This is a genomic window from Castellaniella sp. MT123 (assembly GCF_039614765.1).
GTDB lineage: Bacteria > Pseudomonadota > Gammaproteobacteria > Burkholderiales > Burkholderiaceae_B > Castellaniella.
Window position 1 is genome coordinate 3,113,017 of record NZ_CP154879.1, and the last position, 20,155, is coordinate 3,133,171.

General features: G+C 64.3%; 18 protein-coding genes. 12 read left to right on the plus strand and 6 right to left on the minus strand.

Annotated elements, in window-relative coordinates:
• Nucleotides 1-41: 41 nt before the first annotated feature.
• The 6 genes from ABCV34_RS14670 (at nucleotide 42) to ABCV34_RS14695 (ending at nucleotide 7,104) form a co-directional block, all read left to right on the plus strand.
• Entirely contained in the window at nucleotides 42-1,064 is a 1,023-nt protein-coding gene (locus tag ABCV34_RS14670; RefSeq protein WP_345796953.1) for a putative 2-aminoethylphosphonate ABC transporter substrate-binding protein, read from the plus strand.
• Between the two features lie 16 nt (nucleotides 1,065-1,080).
• On the plus strand, nucleotides 1,081-2,184 hold the full coding sequence (locus ABCV34_RS14675; protein ID WP_345796955.1) for a putative 2-aminoethylphosphonate ABC transporter ATP-binding protein: 1,104 nt from the start codon (nucleotides 1,081-1,083) through the stop codon (nucleotides 2,182-2,184).
• Complete coding sequence (locus ABCV34_RS14680; RefSeq protein WP_345796957.1) at nucleotides 2,181-3,866, plus strand: putative 2-aminoethylphosphonate ABC transporter permease subunit; 1,686 nt, start codon at nucleotides 2,181-2,183, stop codon at nucleotides 3,864-3,866. The genes ABCV34_RS14675 and ABCV34_RS14680 overlap by 4 nt, the downstream gene beginning before the upstream one ends.
• A gap of 63 nt (nucleotides 3,867-3,929) precedes the next feature.
• A complete protein-coding gene (locus ABCV34_RS14685; protein ID WP_345796958.1) occupies nucleotides 3,930-5,078 on the plus strand; it encodes a 2-aminoethylphosphonate--pyruvate transaminase in 1,149 nt (382 codons plus the stop codon).
• 4 nt (nucleotides 5,079-5,082) lie between these two features.
• Complete coding sequence (phnX, locus tag ABCV34_RS14690; RefSeq protein WP_345796960.1) at nucleotides 5,083-5,916, plus strand: phosphonoacetaldehyde hydrolase; 834 nt, start codon at nucleotides 5,083-5,085, stop codon at nucleotides 5,914-5,916.
• 102 nt (nucleotides 5,917-6,018) lie between these two features.
• Nucleotides 6,019-7,104: a tartrate dehydrogenase gene (locus tag ABCV34_RS14695; RefSeq protein ID WP_345796961.1), complete on the plus strand. Its 1,086-nt coding sequence runs from the start codon at nucleotides 6,019-6,021 to the stop codon at nucleotides 7,102-7,104.
• On the opposite strand, the gene ABCV34_RS14700 is transcribed toward ABCV34_RS14695, so the two are convergent.
• On the minus strand, nucleotides 7,082-7,573 hold the full coding sequence (locus ABCV34_RS14700) for a GAF domain-containing protein (RefSeq protein WP_345796962.1): 492 nt from the start codon (nucleotides 7,571-7,573) through the stop codon (nucleotides 7,082-7,084). The two genes, ABCV34_RS14695 and ABCV34_RS14700, sit on opposite strands and share 23 nt — an antisense overlap.
• A gap of 15 nt (nucleotides 7,574-7,588) precedes the next feature.
• Entirely contained in the window at nucleotides 7,589-9,295 is a 1,707-nt protein-coding gene (locus tag ABCV34_RS14705; protein ID WP_345796963.1) for a CopD family protein, read from the minus strand.
• Between the two features lie 193 nt (nucleotides 9,296-9,488).
• Between ABCV34_RS14705 and ABCV34_RS14710 the strand changes: the two genes are divergently transcribed.
• A complete protein-coding gene (locus tag ABCV34_RS14710; RefSeq protein ID WP_345796964.1) occupies nucleotides 9,489-10,070 on the plus strand; it encodes an NUDIX hydrolase in 582 nt (193 codons plus the stop codon).
• A gap of 47 nt (nucleotides 10,071-10,117) precedes the next feature.
• Here the strand turns inward: ABCV34_RS14710 and ABCV34_RS14715 are convergent, their stop codons facing one another.
• Nucleotides 10,118-10,753 carry a carbonic anhydrase gene (locus tag ABCV34_RS14715; protein ID WP_345796965.1) on the minus strand — a complete coding sequence of 212 codons (636 nt, stop codon included), beginning with the start codon at nucleotides 10,751-10,753 and terminating at the stop codon, nucleotides 10,118-10,120.
• A gap of 309 nt (nucleotides 10,754-11,062) precedes the next feature.
• On the opposite strand from ABCV34_RS14715, the gene ABCV34_RS14720 reads away from it, so the two are divergent.
• From ABCV34_RS14720 to ABCV34_RS14735, 4 genes are all read left to right on the plus strand, one after another.
• Nucleotides 11,063-12,079, plus strand: a complete 1,017-nt coding sequence (locus ABCV34_RS14720; protein ID WP_345796966.1) for an ABC transporter substrate-binding protein — start codon at nucleotides 11,063-11,065, stop codon at nucleotides 12,077-12,079.
• A gap of 22 nt (nucleotides 12,080-12,101) precedes the next feature.
• The gene (locus ABCV34_RS14725) at nucleotides 12,102-12,869 is read left to right on the plus strand and encodes an ABC transporter ATP-binding protein (protein WP_345796967.1); all 768 of its coding nucleotides are present in this window, start codon (nucleotides 12,102-12,104) and stop codon (nucleotides 12,867-12,869) included.
• The gene (locus ABCV34_RS14730) at nucleotides 12,869-13,732 is read left to right on the plus strand and encodes an ABC transporter permease (RefSeq protein ID WP_345798799.1); all 864 of its coding nucleotides are present in this window, start codon (nucleotides 12,869-12,871) and stop codon (nucleotides 13,730-13,732) included. Before ABCV34_RS14725 ends, ABCV34_RS14730 begins: the two co-directional genes overlap by 1 nt.
• 87 nt (nucleotides 13,733-13,819) lie before the next feature.
• Entirely contained in the window at nucleotides 13,820-14,629 is an 810-nt protein-coding gene (locus ABCV34_RS14735; protein ID WP_345796968.1) for an NAD(P)-dependent oxidoreductase, read from the plus strand.
• Nucleotides 14,630-14,689: 60 nt separating this feature from the next.
• On the opposite strand, the gene ABCV34_RS14740 is transcribed toward ABCV34_RS14735, so the two are convergent.
• The 3 genes from ABCV34_RS14740 to ABCV34_RS14750 all read right to left on the minus strand — a co-directional run bounded on the left by ABCV34_RS14740 (nucleotide 14,690) and on the right by ABCV34_RS14750 (nucleotide 18,581).
• Nucleotides 14,690-15,598 carry a DMT family transporter gene (locus tag ABCV34_RS14740; RefSeq protein WP_345796969.1) on the minus strand — a complete coding sequence of 303 codons (909 nt, stop codon included), beginning with the start codon at nucleotides 15,596-15,598 and terminating at the stop codon, nucleotides 14,690-14,692.
• 71 nt (nucleotides 15,599-15,669) lie between these two features.
• Entirely contained in the window at nucleotides 15,670-17,004 is a 1,335-nt protein-coding gene (locus tag ABCV34_RS14745) for an enolase C-terminal domain-like protein (protein WP_345796970.1), read from the minus strand.
• Between the two features lie 23 nt (nucleotides 17,005-17,027).
• The gene (locus ABCV34_RS14750) at nucleotides 17,028-18,581 is read right to left on the minus strand and encodes an aldehyde dehydrogenase (NADP(+)) (protein ID WP_345798800.1); all 1,554 of its coding nucleotides are present in this window, start codon (nucleotides 18,579-18,581) and stop codon (nucleotides 17,028-17,030) included.
• A gap of 584 nt (nucleotides 18,582-19,165) precedes the next feature.
• Between ABCV34_RS14750 and ABCV34_RS14755 the strand changes: the two genes are divergently transcribed.
• Nucleotides 19,166-20,098, plus strand: coding sequence for an SMP-30/gluconolactonase/LRE family protein (locus ABCV34_RS14755; RefSeq protein WP_345796971.1), 933 nt, complete (start codon nucleotides 19,166-19,168; stop codon nucleotides 20,096-20,098).
• Nucleotides 20,099-20,155: the final 57 nt, after the last annotated feature.

Consider the following 20,155-nt stretch of genomic DNA (forward strand, 5'->3'; position numbering starts at 1 on the left):
TTCTCGCTCGATCCGGAGCCCAACGAGACAGAAGGATTCCTATGCAGACCCTGACACTCTCCCGCCTCGCCGTCGGCCTCTTCGCCCTGTTTGCCGCGCAGGCCTGGGCCGACACCACGCTGACCGTCTATACCGCGTTGGAAGCCGATCAACTCAAGGCGTACCAGCGGAAATTTGAGGAAGACGTGCCCGGCGTCAAGATCAAGTGGGTCCGGGAATCCACCGGGATCATCACAGCCAAGCTGCTGGCCGAGAAGGCGGCACCGCAGGCTGACGTGGTCCTGGGCGTTGCCGCCTCGTCGCTGCTGGTGCTGGATCGGCAGGGCATGTTGCAGCCCTATGCGCCCAAAGGGGTGGAGAAGCTGAACAAAGCCTATGTCGATGACGCCAATCCGCCGACCTGGGTCGGCATGGATGTCTGGGGGGCGACGATCTGCTTCAACACGGTCGAAGCGGCGAAGCTGGGGCTGAAGAAGCCCGAGACCTGGAAGGATCTGACCAAGCCGGAATATCAGGGCCGGATCGTGATGCCGAATCCGGCGTCCAGCGGTACCGGCTACTTCGACGTCACAGCCTGGCTCAAGCTGTTCGGCGAAGAGGGCGGATGGACCTACATGGATGCCTTGCACCGGAACATTGCCCAGTACACGCATTCGGGCTCAAAGCCGTGCAAACAGGCGGCCACCGGCGAATTCCCCATCGGGATCTCTTTCGAATACCGGGCGGCGCAGAGCAAAGCGCAAGGCGCGCCGATCGATCTGGTGTTCCCCAAGGAAGGCCTGGGCTGGGACGTGGAGGCCACGGCGATCATGAAGGGCACGAAACACCTGGCGGCGGCCAAGAAGCTGGCCGACTGGTCCGCCTCGCGCAATGCCAACGAACTTTACGCGAAGAATTTTGCGGTCGTGGCCTATCCAGGAGTAGCCGCTTCCAACCCCTACATTCCCGCGAACTACGAGTCGCTGCTCGTGAAGCAGGACTTGCGCTGGTCGGCAGCGAACCGCGACCGCATCCTGGCGGCCTGGACGCAGCGCTACGACAGCAAGTCCGAGCCGAAGAAGTGAGTCGGAGCCTCGGAACATGAACTGGAACGCTCCAGCCGGCCGCGACCTGGTCGCGGAACCCGCGCTGAGGGTGCAGGGCCTGCATAAGCGCTTTGGCGACTTCATGGCGATCGAAGGGATCGACTTGTCCGTCGAGAAAGGCGAACTGCTGTGCCTGCTGGGGCCTTCGGGCTGCGGCAAGACGACCTTGCTGCGGATCGTCGCCGGCCTGGAAAGCCCCAGCGCCGGCTGCGTTCTGCTGTCGGGCCGCGACGTCACGCAATTGCCGGCCGCGAAGCGCGACTACGGCATTGTCTTCCAGAGCTATGCGCTGTTTCCCAATCTGACCGTGTCGGACAACATCGCCTACGGCCTGAAGGGCCGGCACGGTGGCAAGGTGCGGCGGGTGGGAGAATTGCTGGATCTGATCGGCCTGCAGGGTATCGGGCACAAATACCCGGCTCAGTTGTCCGGCGGTCAGCAGCAGCGCGTGGCGCTGGCGCGTGCGTTGGCAACCAATCCCGGCCTGTTGTTGCTGGATGAACCGCTGTCGGCGCTCGATGCCCGCGTGCGGGAACACTTGCGCCGCGAGATCAAGGCCTTGCAGGGCCGGCTGGGGATCACGACGCTGATGGTCACGCACGACCAGGAGGAAGCGCTCACCATGGCCGATCGCGTCGTGGTGATGAACCAGGGCCGCATCGAACAGATCGACACCCCCGCGGAAATCTATCGCACGCCGCGCACGGCGTTCGTGGCGGATTTTGTCGGGCGGGCCAACTGGTTCGATGCCACGGTGTGCGGCGTCGGACAGATCGCCCTGCGGGATGTGATCCTGGCGATGACGCATGCCCTGCCCACGACCGGACAAAGAGGGCGGGTGTTCCTGCGTCCGGAGGATGTGCGCCTGCATCCCACTTGGTGCGGGGGGGTCAACAGCGCGCTGGCGCGTCCGGAGAAAATCGAGCAGATGGGCGGATTCTGCCGGGTCAGTCTGATCGTTCCGGTCTGGGGGCACCTGTCCCTGCAGGCCGACATCTCGCATGACGAGCTGGCTGTGCTGCGGCTCGTGCCGGGTCGCCTGGTGCCGATCACCCTGCCGGCGGACAAGCTGCGCATGTTCGCGTCGGTGGCGGCATGATATCCGCGGTTCTGACGCTGCGGACGCCGCCCCGGGATGCCTCCCAGCGCTGGGCCGGCGGTCTGGCCTGGGTGGTTGTCGGGCTGTTGCTGCTTGGCCTGGTGCTGCCGCTGGCGGCCATCCTGGGCAAGGCGCTGGCGGGCGCCGACGGCAGTTTTGTGGGCCTGGCGCATTTCGTCGGCATTGTGGCCGCTCCTGGCTTCCCCCACATCGTGGGCAATAGCGCCGTCGTGGCGCTGTCGACGACGGCCATCGTCATGCCGCTGGCGTTCGGCTTTGCGGCAGCGCTGACCCGTACTCGCATGCCGGGCAAGCCGCTCTTCCGCTATCTGGCCCTGATACCGCTATTGGCGCCGTCCTTGCTGCCGGCGATTTCCCTGGTCTATCTGTTCGGCAACCAGGGGCTGCTCAAGAGCTGGTTTCCCGACGGCAGCATCTACGGGCTGCCGGGGATCGTGATCGGCGAGGTGTTCTATACCTTTCCGCATGCGCTGATGATCCTGGTCACGGCGCTGTCGGTGACTGATGCCCGTCTCTACGAGGCGGCCAGCGCCCTGGGGGCGGGCCGCGTGCGTCAGTGGCTGACCATCACGCTGCCCTCGGCGCGCTACGGCCTGGTGTCGGCGGCGATGGTGGTGTTCACGCTGGTCATCACGGACTTTGGCGTCCCCAAGGTGATCGGGGGACAGTATCCCGTGCTGGCGGTCGAGGCTTACAAGCAGGTGATCGGCCAGCAGAATTTCCCCAAAGGCGCGGTGATCGGCCTGCTGCTGCTCCTGCCGGCGGTCTTCAGCTTCTGGGTCGATCACGCTTTGCAAAAGCGCCAAAAAGCGCTGCTGACGGCCCAGGCGCGGCCACTGCGGCCGACCGACTCGCGGATGGCCAGCACAGCTGGGCTGCTGGTCTGCGTGGCCGTCGGAGGCAGCTTGCTCGTCATGCTGGGCATGGCGGTGGCGGCGGCCTTCATCCATCTGTGGCCGTATCGCCTGGACCTGACCCTGGCCCACTTCGATTTCGACGATATGGATGGCGGTGGCTGGCTGGCCTACCGCAACAGTCTGCGGCTGGCTGCGTTGACGGCCCTGGCCGGCACCGCGCTCGTGTTCACGGGGGCCTGGCTGCAGGAAAAGCTGACCGGCGCGGCCCTGGCGCGAACCCTGATCCGGCTGTTCGCCATGCTGCCGATGGCGGTGCCCGGACTGGTGCTGGGCCTGGGTTATGTGTTCTTTTTCAATGGCAATGCGTGGCTGCCGCTGTACGGCACGATGAGTCTGCTGGTGCTGTGCACGGTCGCGCACTTCTACACCACGGCCCATCTGACGGCTGTGACGGCGCTCGCGCAAATGGATCGTGAGTTCGAGGCGGTGGCGGCGTCGCTGAAAGTGCCACTGTGGACGACATTCCGGCGCGTTACGGTGCCGGTCTGCCTGCCGGCCATCCTGGAGATCGCCCGATTCCTGTTCGTGTCGGCCATGACGACCGTGTCGGCCGTGATCTTCCTCTACACCCCCGACACCGTGCTGGCCTCGGTGGCCGTGCTCAATATGGACGATGCGGGCGACACCGCCGCCGCGGCTGCCATGGCGACGTTGATCGTCGCGTCCTCGGCTGTCGTATCGCTGCTGTTTGCCCTCCTGTCAGGCTGGCTGACCCGGCGCACGCAGCGGTGGCGCCAGCCATGAAACCGCCGATGATCGGTAGCCCCGTTTCTTTGGCGGCCTGTTCCTGTTTCCGGATCGAATCCCATGCGTGAACCTATTTTGCTGACTCCAGGACCGTTGACGACCAGTCTGGCCACCAAGGCTGCCATGCTGAGCGACTGGGGCTCGTGGGACAGTGCCTTCAGTGCCATGACCGCCAGCGTCTGCCGCCAGTTGGTGGCGATCGCCGGCGCGCAGGCGACCCATGTGTGCGTTCCCCTGCAGGGTTCAGGGACGTTCGCCGTCGAGGCGGCCGTCGGCAATCTGGTGCCGCGCGGCGGAAAGCTGCTGGTGCTGGTCAATGGCGTCTATGGCAAACGCATGGCGCGGATCGCCGGGGCGATCGGCCGGCAGGTTGCGGTCTATGAGGTCGTGGACGATGCCTGGCACGAGCCCGCCGAGGTGGCGGCCCGGCTGGAGGCCGATCCGACCATCAGCCACGTCGGCGTGATCCAGTGCGAGACCAGCACCGGCATCCTCAATCCGGTGGCTGCGATCGCCAACGTAGTGGCGATCGCCGGACGGCGCCTGATCGTCGATGCGATGAGCGCCTTTGGCGCCTTGACGCTGGACGCGCGGGCGGTACCCTACGATGCGCTGATCGCATCCAGCAACAAGTGCCTGGAAGGCGTGCCGGGCGTCAGTTTCGTGATCGTGCGCCAGGAAGCGCTGGCCGCCGCCGATGGCAACAGCCACTCCCTGGCCCTGGATCTCGTCGATCAGCATGACTATATGCGGCGGACCGGGCAGTGGCGCTTCACGCCGCCGACGCATGTCGTGGCGGCCTTCGCCAGCGCGCTGGACCAGTACCGGGACGAGGGCGGGCAGCCCGCCCGGCTGGCCCGCTACACCGCCAATTGCGCGGCCTTGTGCGCGGGGCTCGAAGGCCTGGGTCTGCGCCGTTTCCTGCCGGACGATCTGCAAGCGCCCATCATCGTGACCTGGCATGCCCCTGATCATCCGGACTATGACTTCGGACGTTTCTACGATGCCGTGCGCGCGCGTGGCTTCCTGCTGTATCCGGGCAAGCTGACGCGGGTGGAGACTTTTCGTGTCGGCTGCATCGGCGCGATCGATCAGGGCGAGATCCGGCAGGCCGTGACCGCCGTGCAGGCGGCGTTGATGGAGCTGGGCTGGTTGCCGCAACCGGAAGCCGGCCGTACCGCCGACATCCCCCTTCATCACATGGAATGAGATCATGCGCTCGCATGCGACCCGCGATATCCCCCTGTCGATCGATACGGTCATCTTCGACTGGGCCGGCACCATCGTCGATTTTGGTTCTTTCGCACCGACGCAGGTGTTGGTGGACGCATTTGCCGAACTGGGCGTTGCCATCACGCTGGAAGAAGCGCGCGGTCCGATGGGCCTGGCGAAATGGGATCACATCCGGATGTTGGGCCAGGTGCCGGAGATCGATGCGCGCTGGCGAGCCAGGTATGGTCATGCGATGAGCCGCGCGGATGTGGATGCGGTCTATGCCGCCTTCATGCCCCTGCAGGTTGCCCGGGTAGGGCAGTATTCGGCGCCGATTCCGGGTGCCTTGCAGACCGTGGCGGAACTGCGCGGACGCGGCATCCGCATCGGTTCCTGCTCGGGGTATCCACGCCAGATCATGGAAGTCCTGGTCGGAATCGCCGCGCAGGCCGGTTATGCGCCCGATCATGTGGTCGCCAGCGACGATCTGAAGGTGGGCGGGCGCCCCGGCCCCTGGATGGCGTTGGCGAACATGATCGAGCTGGGCAGCCGCGACGTGGTGGCCTGCGTCAAGGTGGACGATACCGTGCCCGGCATTGCGGAAGGACTGGCCGCCGGGATGTGGACTGTGGGTCTGTCCGCATCCGGCAATGAGGTCGGCCTGACCTGGGATGGCTGGTCGGCGTTGTCATCCGACCAACAATCGGCCCATTGCCGCCCCGCGGAAGAAAAATTATGGGGGGCCGGCGCACATTACGTCATCCGGACGGTCGCTGAACTGCCACCCGTGATCGCCGCCATCGAGGCCCGCCTGGCGCGCGGCGAGCGCCCCTGACCTTTGGCGTGGCCAACATCGGCGCATCCGGCGTGCATGCGGACGGGGATTCGCTCAATCCGGCCGGCGCATGCTAAAAATTGTCATTTTGGCGGTCACGTCATGCGCACATTCAAAATCGCCGTAATTCCGGGCGACGGAATCGGCAAGGAAGTCATGCCCGAAGCCTTGCGGGCTCTGGAAGTCCTGCAGCGCCGTCACGGCCTGTCCCTGCGGTACGAACATCTGGACTGGGCCTGCGCCGAATACTGGCAGCGTCATGGCGACATGCTGCCTGCGGACTGGTTCGAGCACCTGCGGGACTTCGACGCGATCCTCTTCGGGGCGGTCGGCTGGCCCGACGTGCTGCCGGACCACGTGTCCCTGTGGGGGTCGCTCTTGAAGTTCCGCCGCGGATTCGACCAATACATCAATCTGCGGCCGGTCCGCCAGATGCCGGGCGTGGCGGCGCCGTTGGCGGGCCGCAAACCGGGCGACATCGATTTTTGGGTGGTGCGCGAGAATACCGAAGGCGAATACACCAATCTGGGCGGCCGGATCTACGAGGGCACCGATCGCGAAGTCGTGATCCAGGAATCGGTCTTTTCCCGCCACGGGACCGACCGGGTATTGAAATACGCCTTCGAACTGGCGCAACGGCGGCCCCGGCGCCAGCTGACATCCGCCACCAAATCCAACGGCATCGCGATCAGCATGCCGTACTGGGATGAACGGCTGCAGGCCATGGCCGCGCACTATCCCGACGTCGCCTGGGACAAACATCACATCGACATTCTGTGCGCCCGGTTCGTGCTGCAGCCGCAGCGCTTCGACGTCGTGGTGGCGTCCAACCTGTTTGGCGACATCCTGTCCGATCTGGGGCCCGCCTGCACCGGCACGATCGGCATCGCGCCGTCGGCCAACCTGAATCCGGAACGCGCCTTCCCGTCGCTCTTCGAGCCTGTGCATGGGTCCGCGCCGGACATCTATGGACAGAACATCGCCAACCCGGTCGGCATGATCTGGTCGGCGGTCATGATGCTGGAATTCCTGGGGCAGCAGGAACCGGCCTGCCAGACCGCCGCCGCTGAACTCATGACCGCGATCGAGCAGGTCCTGGAACACGGGCCGCGCACTCGCGACCTGGGCGGTACGGCCAGTACGACTGAAATGGGGCAGGCGATCGCTAAGCGGATCGATGCCCCATGAACACCCGGCACAGCGCTTCCATGCCGTGCCGGTCTTCCTCGTCGAAACGCCCTATGACCGGGCTGTCCACGTCCCAGACGCCCAGCAGGGAACCGTCGGCGTGCACCAGCGGAACCACGATTTCCGACTGCGAGGCCGAATCGCAGGGGATGTGGCCGGCGAATGCGTTCACGTCCTGCACGACCTGGGTCTGCCGGGTTTGCGCCGCCGTTCCGCAGACGCCCTTGCCCAGCGCGATGCGGATGCAGGCCGGCTTGCCCTGGAAGGGGCCGACCACCAGTTCGGTGCCGTCGAACAGATAGAAGCCCGCCCAATTCAGCTGCGGTAGGCTGTGAAAGACCAGGGCGCTGAAATTCGCCGCATTGGCGATCAGATCGGGCTCGCCTGAGATCAGGCCGTGCGCCTGCTCGGCCAGGTCGGCGTAGTGCGCGGCCTTGCTCGCGTGGGTTCGGGGTGACAGAGTAAACATGAGGGCTCCGCAGTCTTAGTGACCGGAATCGACGGGGTCCGCCATCCGCGCCGTAGACGAGGCGGCGGGCGGTCCGTCCAGTGTGATCTGGTCGAAATCGTCCACCAGCACGTCCAGCGTCACCTGCCACTGACCGGTATCGGGTAGCGGCGGCAGGCCGACGAGCCAGTCGCTGTCCTTGCGTCGGTTGGCCTGACGGGACAGCGGCTCGATGCCTTCGGACGGGTTGCTCAGATTCAGCGTGACCGCCTGGGCCTTGAATGGTTTGCCCGCCGGCGTTTCCAGCCGGATCGACCAGACGTTGCCGTGGCGCCCGGCAGGCGCGAGCAGCGCGCGGACCTGGGAATTTTCCAGCGACTTCGGGAAGTTCAGATGCTGCATTCGGCCCTGGTAGGCGCCAGCGGCGGCATCCAGGCTGCGGGGTGGCGGTGTGAAGCGCCAGAGCGAAACCGCAACCAGGATCAGCACGCCTACGACGACTTCCAGCCAGATGCCGCGCTGCAGCCGTTGTTGTGCGACGGCGGAGCCGGCCAATGCCGGCCGCGTCAGCCGCCAGCGGTTGCCGGTGGCCAGCAGCAGCAACAGGACGACCAGCGCCAGCTTGGCGAGCAGCAGCTGGCCATAGTCGGTTTGCCACAGATCGCTCAGGCGATCCACCTGCAGCCCCGTCAGCACCAACCCCGTGCCGGCCAGCAGCAGGACCGCGGAGACGATCCAGGCCGAAAAGCGGGCCAGCGGCTCGGCGGTTGACAGGCTGGCGGCAGAGGTCTGGGCGCGACTGCCCGAGGGCGTGGATGTGGATCGCGCGGCGGAGGCGCCACCGGCGGAGTGCGCGGTGCGATGCCGGTTCAGGGAACGTGCCAGCGGGATCAGGGCGCCGATCCAGAAGATGGCCATCATGACGTGCAGGGTCACGGCCGGCCGTGCCAGCCATTGGGGATCGGCCGTGCCCGCGTGGCCGCTGGCGGCCAGGGCCAGTCCCGCCAGGATGAGACTGGTCAGCGCGGCGATACGGGTCGCCCCCGCGCCTTGGGTATTCATCGCCCGGCTGGCGGCCAGCAGTGCCAGGACCATCAGGCCCAGGGTCCAGGCGTATCGGCTGGCCAGAGCGGCCCCCCAGACTGAAGGGGCGATCAGTCCGGCCCATCCGGCATCCTGCAGGTCGAGCCCCTGCAGCACAAGATCGACCGGGATCAATGCCAGCCCCGTGATCAGAAACGGCCGTGCCCAGCCCTGTCGGTCGGTCGGGTTCAGGGTCCGGAACAGGGCGCCTCCCACGGTGGCGAACAGGCACAGATAGCCGAGCCAGCGTGCCAGCCAGATAAGGCCGTTGCGCAGGCCCTGGGAGGGAGGCTCTGTGGCGCTGTTCTGTGCGTTGGGCGCGCCTACCGCGTAGTCCAGGGTGCCGCCCACCGGCTGGCCGTCCGCTGAGACCACACGCCAGCTCAGCAGATAGGTGCCCTGTGTGGTGTCCACCGGCACCGGGATGTGGATTTCGGTCGCCCCGTCGCGCACCGCGTGCGCGGGCAGCTTGCGGCCCTGCGGGTCGATCAGCTGGACGAGCGTGACGCTGACGGGTTCATTGAAGGCCAGCGTGATCCTGGCGGGCGGCTGGGCCAGGACCGTGCCGGGCGACAGGGATGTTGCGATCAGGGAGGCCTGTCCCCAGACGATCTGGGGGCAGAGCAGCAGCCCCCAGACAAGCAGCAGGAATTTCTTCAAGACGGGACAGCCTTCAGTGGTGATGGCCGGTTCCGGCGGCGGAAGACAGCTTCATGAAAGGGACTCTGGGTGAAAAACTAAAGCAAGTATAGGCGCTTCCTGGTGCTTGTTTCGATGGCTGGGGCGTCTTGCGATGCGTGTATATTTGTTATCCTTTTTGGCCCGCCGGCATCCGCAACCATTCAGGACCCCCATGTCCGACGCTTCCGATCCCCATCTGCGCGAAACCCTGCTTCGCAGCGAATCCCTGTGTGAGGGCAGCTTTTTAAAGGCGCGTCGCGATACCGTCCGCATGCCCGATGGGGCCACGTCCACACGGGAATACATCGTGCACCCAGGAGCCGTGGTCATTATTCCGCTGCTGGATGCGGATCATGTGCTGCTGGAGCGCCAGTTCCGCTACCCGGTGGGGCGGGTCATGACGGAATTTCCGGCGGGCAAGCTGGATCCCGGCGAAGATTCGTTGCGCTGCGCGCAGCGGGAACTGCAAGAGGAAACCGGCTATACGGCAGGGCAGTGGGCGCATGCCGGCGACCTGCATCTGGCGATCGCGTATTCCACCGAGGTCATCCATATCTTCTTTGCGCGGGACCTGCGGGCGGGGGCCCGGCATCTGGACGAAGACGAATTCCTGGACGTTCGAACGATGTCGGATGACGCGTTCTTCGAGGCCTGCCGCACCGGTGGTGTCACCGATGCCAAGACGCTCAGCTGCGCCTTGTGGCTGCAGAACGCACGCCGTGGCGACTGGCCGCTGGACTGGCGGCCCGCCTGAAGATGCCCCTGGCGCCGGGGCAATCCTGTGGCGGCCCGCCCCTGCGTTCATTCCTGATAGGGCTCGAACTTTCCGGTTTTTGGGTTGCGGATGAACAGCACGCCGGTCGCCACGCCGAAATAGGCGCCGTGGATGGTCAGCAGGCCGGCTTCGACGCGTTCGCGCACCGCCGGAAATGTCATCAGGTTGTTCATGCTGTATTCCACCACACCCCATTCCATGTTGCGGATCCACTCGGCGTGGTCGCCGGTCTGGGGCCCGACCTTGTCGGCCACCGGCTGGATCTGCGACATCCATTTACCGATGAAATCGCGCTTGGACAAAGGGGCTGCCTTGTTGGCGTAAGCCGCCACGCCGCCGCAGCTGGCATGGCCCATGATGACGATGTGGCTGACCTCTAGAGCGTTGACGCCAAATTCCACGCAGGCGCTGGTGCCGTGATAGGCAGTTTCCGGGTCTGTGTCGCAAGGCGGGACGATGCCCGCGATGTTGCGCACCACGAACATCTCGCCGGGCCCCGCATCGAAGATCGTTTCCGGAGCCACTCGTGAATCTCCGCAACTGATCAGCATGATGTCCGGATGCTGGCCTTTTTCCGCCAGTTCCTGATAGCGCGCGTGTTCTGTCGCCAGGCGCCCGTGCAGGAAGGATGCGTAGCCGTCGGTCAGTCGTTGAGGAAACACGGTGATGTCCTTGTTGGGTTGTCAGGTTTTCGATTTTACGCCCGTGTCCTAGCTGGTCTTTCAGGCTTCGATTGTCATGCGGGCGGCTCCGTGGACGTCTGATGACCTGGGTGGCCTGCAGGGCGTGTGGCGGAAGGGAGAACAGGTCTGTCGTCATACGGATGATCCCCAGAATTCAGGGATTTCCCTAGATATCTCTGCTGTCATGCCTGGTTTTTTGGTCGTATGATGACGGACGATATATCCTGGGATTGAGCAGAATCCGGGTGTCCTAAAAATTAAGACTTTCACAACGGATGGAGACTTGCCATGAAATTACTTTCTCGCATCAGCCTGAGTGTGACCGTCTGTGCCGCAGCCGCTGCGTTCAGCGGCGCCGCGACGGCCCAGGAAGCCCACGAGATCATGATCACCAAGCAACCCAGCATTCTCTACCTGCCGGCCCTGGTCATGGAAAAGCAGGGGCTGATCGAAAAGGCAGCCGCCAAGGAAGGCGTAACGGGTCTGAAGGTCAACTGGCGGTCGTTCAGCGGCGGCGGCGCGGCGACCGATGCGCTCTTGTCCGGAAACGTCCAGATCGTCAATAGCGGCCTGGGGAACATGTTGCTGCTGTGGGATCGCACGAAGGGGCAGGTCAAGGGGATCGCGACGAATTCCGCGCTGCCGGAAGATCTGGTGACGCGCAACCCGAAGATCCATTCGCTCAAGGACTACGGCCCGAAGGACAAGATCGCCGTGCCGACGGTCCGGGTCTCCACCCAGGCGCTGCTGCTGCAGATGGCGGCCGCACAGCTCTTCGGACCCGACCAATGGTCCAGGCTGGATGCCAATACCGTCCAGATGGGACACCCGGATGCGGCGGCCATGCTGGCCAACCCCAGTGGCGAAGTCGGTTCGCATTTCGGCGCGCCGCCGTACTCGTACCGTGAGCTCAAGACCGTGCCCAACGCCCATGTCGTGATCCGCTCGACGGACATCGTCAAGGGTGGCCTGTCGCAGTCCACGCTGTTTACTACGACCAAGTTTGCGGATGCCAACCCGAAGATCATCCAGGCGGTGCTGATGGCTTCGCAACAGGCCATCGACTACATCAAGGCTCACACGCGAGAATCCGTCGACATCTACCGCGAGCTCAGCGGTGACAAGACGAGCCCTGAAGAGCTGATGGATCTTCTGGCCCAGCCCGGCATGATGGATTACACCACTCAGCCGCTGGGATCCATGAAGTTTGCCGAGCACATGCACAAAGTCGGCATCCTGAAGACCATGCCCACGAAGTGGACGGATTATTTCCTGCCCGCGTCGGCTTCCCTGAACGGTAACTAACTGAGGGTCACGGAGTTTCATCATGCCGCATCTGCTTGAGGTCGATTCCGTCACGTTGCGCTACAAGACGTCGGAAAGCATTGTCACTGCAACCTCCAAGGTCAGTTTCGACGTGGACAGCGGTGATCGTTTTGTGTTGCTGGGCCCGTCAGGTTGCGGAAAATCCACTCTCCTGAAGGCCGTCGGGGGCTACCTCGCCCCCGACGAAGGAGAGATCCGCATCAAGGGGCAGGCGGTCAAGCGGCCGGGTGCCGACCGGATGATGGTCTTCCAGGAGTTCGATCAGCTGCTGCCCTGGAAGACCGTGCTGGAAAACGTCATGTTCCCGTTGATCGTGGCCCGCAAAATGCACCGGTCCGAGGCGCGCGACAAGGCCATGGCCTTTGTCAAAAAGGTCCAGCTGGAAAAGTTCGCCAATAGCTACACGCATACCCTGTCGGGCGGCATGAAGCAGCGCGTGGCCATCGCGCGTGGGATGTGCATGGAGCCGGACATCCTGTTGATGGACGAACCTTTCGCCGCCCTGGATGCGCTGACCCGTCAGCAGATGCAGGACGAACTGCTGCAGCTCTGGGAAGGCACTCACTTCACCGTGATGTTCGTCACGCACTCGATTGCCGAGGCCATTCGCATCGGCAACCGGATCCTGCTGCTGTCGCCGCACCCGGGCGAGGTCAAGGCGGAAATCAGCGACGTGAGCGCGGTGGCACGGGAAGACGGCTCGGCGGCGGCACTCGAGCGCGAGATACACGACATGCTTTTTGCTGAAGCGATGACGGAGCATTCATGATGGGTCAGGCAACGATTACCTTGAGACAACGGGAACAGGACGGCCAGCGCAAGACCGTCGTGCTCGAACGCCAGCTTTCCGTCTGGCACCGGCTCTGGAACCAGACGTTCCTGCGCAAGACGGCGATCATCGTCGTTCTGGCGATCGCCTGGCAGGTCTATGGCAGCGTGGTAAACAACACCCTGCTGTTTCCCACGCTGTCGGATACGGTCAGCTCTTTCGTCAGCAGCATCCAGAGCGGTGTGCTGGTCGATCGCGCGTGGACGTCATTGCGGATTCTGGTCCTCGGGTATGTCACCGGCATCGTGATCGCCGCCGCGCTGACGATCCTGGCGATCAGTACGCGCATCGGGACGGACTTCCTGGAAGTCATGACGGCGATGTTCAATCCGCTGCCCGCGATCGCGCTCCTGCCGCTTGCGCTGCTGTGGTTTGGTCTGGGCACGACCAGCATTGTCTTCGTGCTGCTGCATTCGGTCGTCTGGGTTGTCGCGCTGAACACACAAGGCGGTTTCCTGTCGGTGTCGCAGACTTTGCGCATGGTGGGCCGAAATTATGAACTGACCGGTTTGCGCTACGTGTCCCTGATCCTGATCCCGGCGGCGTTTCCCGCGATTTTGACGGGCCTGAAGATCGCCTGGGCCTTCGCCTGGCGCACTTTGATCGCCGCCGAACTGGTCTTCGGCGTGTCTTCGGGCAAGGGTGGTCTGGGGTGGTACATCTTCGAGAACCGCAATCTGCTGGACATCCCGGCGGTGTTCGCCGGACTGCTGACGGTGATCGTGATCGGCTTGATCGTGGAAAACTTCGTCTTCCGCCTGGTGGAAAAACGGACCGTCCGGCGCTGGGGCATGCAGAGCTGATCCGGCTTCAGGACACCCCCATGGGGTGCCTTTTTTTTAGACTCGTCATATGATGACGTACCACATAAAAGTCCGTTGGAGGTTGGAATGAATGAGAACAGGTTGGGTCGGCTGCTGCTGACGGGTGCCGCCGGGGGATTGGGACGTGTCCTGCGGGATACGCTCAAGCCAATGGCCCGGATCCTGCGCGTGTCGGACGTACAGGCGCTGGGGGACGCGCAGGCCGACGAGGAAGTCCGGCCCTGCGATCTGTCCGACAAGCAGGCCGTCGATGCCCTGGTCCAGGGCTGCGATGCCATCGTGCATCTGGGGGGGGTATCGGTCGAGCGGCCGTTCGAGGAAATCCTGGAAGCCAACATCAAGGGGGTCTTCCACATCTACGAAGGCGCCCGCCGGCATGGGGCGCGCCGCGTGATCTTCGCCAGCTCCAACCACACGGTCGGTTTCTACCGGCAGACGGATCGCCTGGATGCGCGCTCGCCGACGCGCCCCGACGGCTACTACGGCCTGTCCAAGGTCTATGGCGAGCAGATGGCCAGCTTCTACCACGACCGTTACGGGATCGAAACGGTCAGTATCCGCATCGGCACTTCGGTGGCCGAGCCGACCGACCGTCGCATGATGCACACCTGGCTCAGTTTCAGGGATCTGACCGAACTGATCCGGCGCGGCCTGTTCACCCCGAACGTCGGGCACACGGTGGTGTTCGGCATGTCGGCCAACCGCGAGGTCTGGTGGGACAACAGCCAGGCGGCCCATCTGGGCTACGCGCCGGCCGATTCGTCCGAGCCCTTCCGGCAGCGGGTCGAAGCCACGCCCGAACCCGCCGCCGATGATCCCGTCCGGATCTATCAGGGCGGCGTGTTCACGGCCAGGGGGCCGTTCGGCGACGATTGACGGGTGCCGGGATTCGCGTCCCGCTGGCCCTGGCCCGAAGCCGGCCGACGGATTCTGCCGTCAGCGTCGGCGCGGCCGCAGTCGCCACATCGATGCCCCGATCTGGCGCACCTGCGGCACCGACAGCAGGATGCCGCCCAGTGCGATGACCAGGATGCCAAGCCACGCCATGGCGTCGGGTATCGCTTGAAACGCGGCCCAGCCCAGCAATGTGGCCCACAGGATCTGCGAATAGCTGTAGGCGCCCAGCGCCGCCGCCGGGGCGTGCAGCAGGGCATAGGTAATGGTCAAATGGCCGATGGCGGCGATGCCGCCGATCCCCAGTAGCAGCAGGAAGTCGCCCGCCGGCATTGGCATCCAGTCGCTGGCCCCCCACGGCGCCAGTGCCAGCACCCCCACCAGTCCGGTATAGAAATTGCTGGTGGCCGCGTGTTCGGAGCTGCGTGTCGAGCGCGTGACGATCTGGTAGAAGGCGTTGCACATCGCCGAACCCATGGGAAACAGGATGGCCCAGGTCAGCAGGCCGCCGCCGGGGCGGGCGATGATCAGGACGCCCGCAAAGCCGCTGGCCACCGCGACCCAGTCCATGGTGCGGGCCTTTTCCTTGAGCAGCAGGCCCGAGAGCATCGTCACGATCACGGGTGCCAGAAAGACGATGGCCGTGGCCTCGGCCAGCGGCAGCCTGGCCAGGCCGTGGATGACGAAGACGCTGCTGCTGCACAGGCACAATCCGCGAAAGAGCTGGATCGGGTAGCGGTGTGCGACGAACAGCTGGCGCCCTATGCGGGGCATGAAGATCAGCACGATGGCGACCGTCTGCGCCATGTAACGCACCCAGACGATCTGCAGCAGCGGGTAGTGCCCGGCAAGATATTTGGTGCCGGTGTCCAGGATGGCGAAAAACAGGCTGGCCACGCACATGAGTACGGGCCCCAGCCAGGGTTTCTGCGCGCGAAGGTTCGTGTCCATGAGGGAAGGAAAAGAAAGCGCCAGGCGCTGATCATCAGCGGCCTGGCAGCGGAATCATAATTCTTTTTTTCTCAGGACCGGACCAGGCTGGGCTGTTTATTGTCGAAACGCCAGCCGGGGATCAGGAACTGCATGCCCACGGAATCGTCCCGGCTGCCCAGGCCTTTTTCCTGGTACAGCGCATGCGCCCTGGCCAGGCGGTCGGAGTCGATGCGGATGCCGAGGCCGGGCACCTGCGGGACAGCGATCGCGCCATCGATGATGCGCAGCGGATCCGCCGTCAGGTGCTGGCCGTCCTGCCAGATCCAGTGCGTGTCGATGGCTGTGATGTCGCCGGGCGCCGCAGCCGCGACGTGGGTGAACATGGCCAGCGAAATGTCGAAGTGGTTGTTGGAATGAGAGCCCCAGGTCAGGCCCCATTCGTGGCACATCTGGGCCACCCGGACGGAGCCCCGCATCGTCCAGAAGTGCGGGTCGGCCAGGGGGATGTCCACGGACTGCAGCTGAATCGCATGCATCATCTCGCGCCAGTCGGTCGCGATCATGTTGGTGGCGGTGCGCAGACCGGTCGCACGGCGGAATTCCGCCATGACCTCCCGGCCCGAATACCCGGATTCCGCGCCGCAGGGGTCTTCCGCGTAGGCCAGGACGTGGTGTTGATCCCGGCACAGGCGGATGGCTTCCCGCAGGGACCAGGCGCCGTTCGGATCCAGCGTGATGTGCGCATCCGGGAAGTGTTCGGCCAGGGCGGTGACGGCCTCGATTTCGGCGTCGCCCGCCAGGACGCCGCCCTTCAGTTTGAAATGGCGGAAGCCGTAGCGCGCCCGGGCGGCCTGGGCCAGGCGGACCACGGCGTCGGGGGTCAGGGCTTCCTGGTTGCGCAGGCGGAACCATTCATCGTCCGCGGCGTCTTCCTGGCGGTAACCCAGCGTCGTCTTGCCCGCGTCACCGATGTAGAACAGATACCCCAGTGCCTCGACCTTGTCGCGCTGGCGGCCATCGGCCAGCAGCGCGGCCACAGGCACGCCCAGATGCTGGCCGAGCAGATCCAGCAGCGCGGATTCGAGTGCGGTGACGACGTGGACGCCGGTGCGCAGATCGAAGGTCTGGGTCCCGCGCCGGTCTTCCGTGCCGCCCTGGGTGGCCTTGCGGCAGCGTTCCAGCAGTTCGTTGATCTGGCCGATCGGTTGTCCGATCAGCTGCCGGCCCAGCCGCTCGATCTCGGCACGGATCTTCTCGCCGCCGGGAACTTCACCCAGGCCCTGGTGGCCGGCGCTATCGTCGATCAGGACGATGTTGCGGGTGAAGTAGGGGCCATGCGCGCCGCTGAGGTTCAGCAGCATGCTGTCCTGGCCGGCGACGGGCACGACCGTGACTTTGGTGACCTGAGGTGTCTGCTGTGTCATGGGGATTCCTGCGGAGCTCGTGTTCAACGTTCGGATCGGTTGATGTGCCAGGGATTGGTCGCCTGAAGGGCGGCGGGCAGTAGCGCGTCGGGAATGTCCTGATAGCACACGGGACGCAGGAACCGGCGAATGGCCAGGGTGCCGACCGAGGTCGTACGGCTGTCGGACGTGGCGGGGTAGGGGCCGCCATGCACCATTGCATCGCAGACCTCGACCCCCGTCGGGAAGCCGTTGGCCAGGATGCGGCCCGCCTTCAGTTCCAGGATCGGGATCAGGGCGGCCGCGAGCGCGTCGTCCGGACCGGATTCCAGGTGGATCGTCGCCGTCAGCTGGCCTTCCAGTGCCTGCGCCAGGGCCGTGAATTCCGCCGCGTCCGCGCAGCGCACGATCAGAGAACTGGCGCCGAAGACTTCCGCGCCCAGGCCCTCCGGGTCGGCCAGAAAGGCCTGTGCCGTCGTCACCGCGAGATTGGCCTGGCAGTGAGCGGGCGTCTCGTCGGAAGTGCCTCGCGCCAGGCCGTCGACAGCCGGGTGCGCCAGCAGGCGCTCGACACCGGTACGGTAGGCGCGGGCGATGCCTGGGGTGAGCATGGTGGCAGCCGGTGCCGCCCGGACGTTACCGCTGACCTGTGCGATGAAACGGTCCAGATCCGGGCCGTTCAGGGCGATGACCAGGCCGGGGTTCGTGCACAGCTGTCCGGCGCTGCCCAGCAGCGAGACCGAAAACTGGTCGGCCAGCGTCGTGGTGCGCGCGGCCAGGGCGCCGGGCAGCAGGTAGACCGGGTTGGTGCTGCTCATTTCCGCGTAGACGGGGATCGGCACGGGGCGCTGGGCGGCGGCGTGCATCAGGGCAATGCCGCCCTGGCGCGAACCGGTGAACCCCACCGCCTGAATACCGGGATGGCGCACCAGCGACAGGCCCAGTTCGATGCCTGGGCCGGCGAGCAAGGAGAACACGCCTTCATGGAGCTGGCACTGCTGGACAGCGGCGCGGATCGCCTGACCGACGAGTTCCGACGTGCCGGGGTGGGCCGGGTGCGCCTTGACGACGACCGGTGCGCCCGCAGCCAGAGCCGAGGCGGTATCGCCGCCCGCCACCGAGAACGCCAGCGGGAAATTGCTGGAACCGAAAACGGCGACGGGGCCCAGTGGAATGTGCCGCGTGCGCAGGTCGCTGCGCGGCGCGGGCTTGCGGTCGGGCAAGGCATGATCGATGCGGGCATCGATCCAGTCGCCGTCGCGCACTACCCGGGCGAACAGACGCAATTGGTTGACTGTGCGGCCGCGTTCGCCTTCCAGGCGGGGGCGGGGCAGACCCGTTTCCAGCATGGCGCGTTCGATCAATTCGTCGCCCAGATCCAGGATGGCTTGTGCGATCGCCTCCAGGAAGGTCGCCCGATGTTCGAGCGTGGTTTCCCGATAGCTGGCGAATGCCTGGGTGGCCAGGCCGACGGCCTGGTCGACCTGGCGGGCGTCGGCGCCTTTCCAGGCGGGAGACAGGGTCTGGCCGGTGGCCGGATTGACCGCCTGGAAAGCCTCGCCGGCGCCAGGGATGTTTTGTTTGCCGATGAGTTGCATGCCGATGATGGGCATAGGGAAATCTCCGTGGAGTTCAATTTCACAGGTAAGTTATCATACAACGTATGTGGTGCCGCGTGAGGATTTCCTGGGCGCCACGATCGTCAGGCGTCAGCCAGGTGGCGTTTCATCCAGCCGTTTTCAGTGTCGACAAACAGTAGAGAAAACCCTTAATGGAAATCCCTAGGTTTGGAGGAGTAGCGGTTAAATATCTTCATTTCCTAGTCATCTAGCATGATCTGCAGGCGTGTTCCTGCGGTCTCGAGTGGTGATGGCAATCCCTGGCTTGTGCAGGCTTCCATAATACTTATATGATGACTTATGAGTAATGACGAGCCGTCAGCGCCACCCACTCTGGAAGTGTTCAGTACGTCGCATTTTCGTCGGGATGCGATTTTTCATTTGGTTCTGTTCGATGTCTTATCAATTCGATTTCCTGGCAGTGCTGCAGCACTGGCCCATGTTACTGCAGGGCATGAAAACCACACTCGATCCGTACCAATTTGAAAAACGGAAAACTGAACGGATTCTACAAACAATACAACGGTGTCGATCTGCCCAAAAAAATCACAGGTGAATGAAACATGTGGGAAGAAAGCGAACGGTATCCAGACCCTCGTATCGAGATCATCCATCCCGATTTTGAAAAATATCGTCTGTTCAACGCCGCCGTGGAACGCCTGGCGACCGGAACCCGCTGGGGGGAAGGGCCGGTCTGGTTTCCCGCAGGGCGCTATCTGTTATGGAGCGATCTTCCCAACGAGCGGATCCTGAAGTGGGAAGAAAGCGACGGCCATGTGTCGATCTTTCGGTCGCCCAGCAACATTGCCAATGGCAATACGCGTGATCGTCAGGGGCGGCTGGTCAGTTGCGAACATCTCGGGCGCCGTGTCACGCGCACGGAACACGATGGTTCCATCACGGTTCTGGCGGACTCGTTCGAAGGACGGCCCCTGAATTCCCCCAACGACGTGGTCGTCAGTTCGGATGGTTCGGTCTGGTTCAGCGATCCGCCGTTTGGTCTGCATGGACGCTACGAGGGAACCGTCGAGACGCCGCAGCTTCCCCCCAGCCTGTACCGGATTGACGGACAGACCGGCGTGCTGCACCTGGTGTTCGCCGACATGGCGGGCCCCAATGGCCTCTGTTTTTCTCCTGACGAGTCCAAACTGTATGTGGTTGACTCCAGGGCCAGGCCCCATCGCCTGATTTACGCGTTCGATGTCGGCCCGGATTGGCAGCTGTCCGGCCGCCAGGCCCTGATCGATTGCGGGCCGGGGACGTCGGACGGTATCCGTTGCGATGAGGATGGGAACCTCTGGTGCGGCTGGGGCATGGGTTCGGATTCCCTGGATGGGGTGCGGATATTCAATCCGGCCGGGGAACCGATCGGGCATATCCATTTGCCGGAACGATGCGCCAATATCTGCTTTGGCGGATCAAAAGGCAATCGCCTCTTCATGGCGGCCGGGAAGAACTTGTATGGCCTCTTCGTCAACACCCGTGGGGCCGTCTGAATTGCTTGCGGCAGTGATTCTGCCGTAGTTCGTGTTGGTTTTGATAATCTGCCTCGG

What these genes read in the sequence shown, in the direction of transcription:
- ABCV34_RS14670 (WP_345796953.1), top strand. Translation starts at nt 42, where the DNA reads ATGCAGACCCTGACACTCTCCCGCCTCGCCGTCGGCCTCTTCGCCCTG.
- ABCV34_RS14675 (WP_345796955.1), top strand. Translation starts at nt 1,081, where the DNA reads ATGAACTGGAACGCTCCAGCCGGCCGCGACCTGGTCGCGGAACCCGCG.
- ABCV34_RS14680 (WP_345796957.1), top strand. Translation starts at nt 2,181, where the DNA reads ATGATATCCGCGGTTCTGACGCTGCGGACGCCGCCCCGGGATGCCTCC.
- ABCV34_RS14685 (WP_345796958.1), top strand. Translation starts at nt 3,930, where the DNA reads ATGCGTGAACCTATTTTGCTGACTCCAGGACCGTTGACGACCAGTCTG.
- phnX (WP_345796960.1), top strand. Translation starts at nt 5,083, where the DNA reads ATGCGCTCGCATGCGACCCGCGATATCCCCCTGTCGATCGATACGGTC.
- ABCV34_RS14695 (WP_345796961.1), top strand. Translation starts at nt 6,019, where the DNA reads ATGCGCACATTCAAAATCGCCGTAATTCCGGGCGACGGAATCGGCAAG.
- ABCV34_RS14700 (WP_345796962.1), bottom strand. Translation starts at nt 7,573, where the DNA reads ATGTTTACTCTGTCACCCCGAACCCACGCGAGCAAGGCCGCGCACTAC.
- ABCV34_RS14710 (WP_345796964.1), top strand. Translation starts at nt 9,489, where the DNA reads ATGTCCGACGCTTCCGATCCCCATCTGCGCGAAACCCTGCTTCGCAGC.
- ABCV34_RS14720 (WP_345796966.1), top strand. Translation starts at nt 11,063, where the DNA reads ATGAAATTACTTTCTCGCATCAGCCTGAGTGTGACCGTCTGTGCCGCA.
- ABCV34_RS14725 (WP_345796967.1), top strand. Translation starts at nt 12,102, where the DNA reads ATGCCGCATCTGCTTGAGGTCGATTCCGTCACGTTGCGCTACAAGACG.
- ABCV34_RS14730 (WP_345798799.1), top strand. Translation starts at nt 12,869, where the DNA reads ATGGGTCAGGCAACGATTACCTTGAGACAACGGGAACAGGACGGCCAG.
- ABCV34_RS14735 (WP_345796968.1), top strand. Translation starts at nt 13,820, where the DNA reads ATGAATGAGAACAGGTTGGGTCGGCTGCTGCTGACGGGTGCCGCCGGG.
- ABCV34_RS14740 (WP_345796969.1), bottom strand. Translation starts at nt 15,598, where the DNA reads ATGGACACGAACCTTCGCGCGCAGAAACCCTGGCTGGGGCCCGTACTC.
- ABCV34_RS14745 (WP_345796970.1), bottom strand. Translation starts at nt 17,004, where the DNA reads ATGACACAGCAGACACCTCAGGTCACCAAAGTCACGGTCGTGCCCGTC.
- ABCV34_RS14750 (WP_345798800.1), bottom strand. Translation starts at nt 18,581, where the DNA reads ATGCAACTCATCGGCAAACAAAACATCCCTGGCGCCGGCGAGGCTTTC.
- ABCV34_RS14755 (WP_345796971.1), top strand. Translation starts at nt 19,166, where the DNA reads ATGTGGGAAGAAAGCGAACGGTATCCAGACCCTCGTATCGAGATCATC.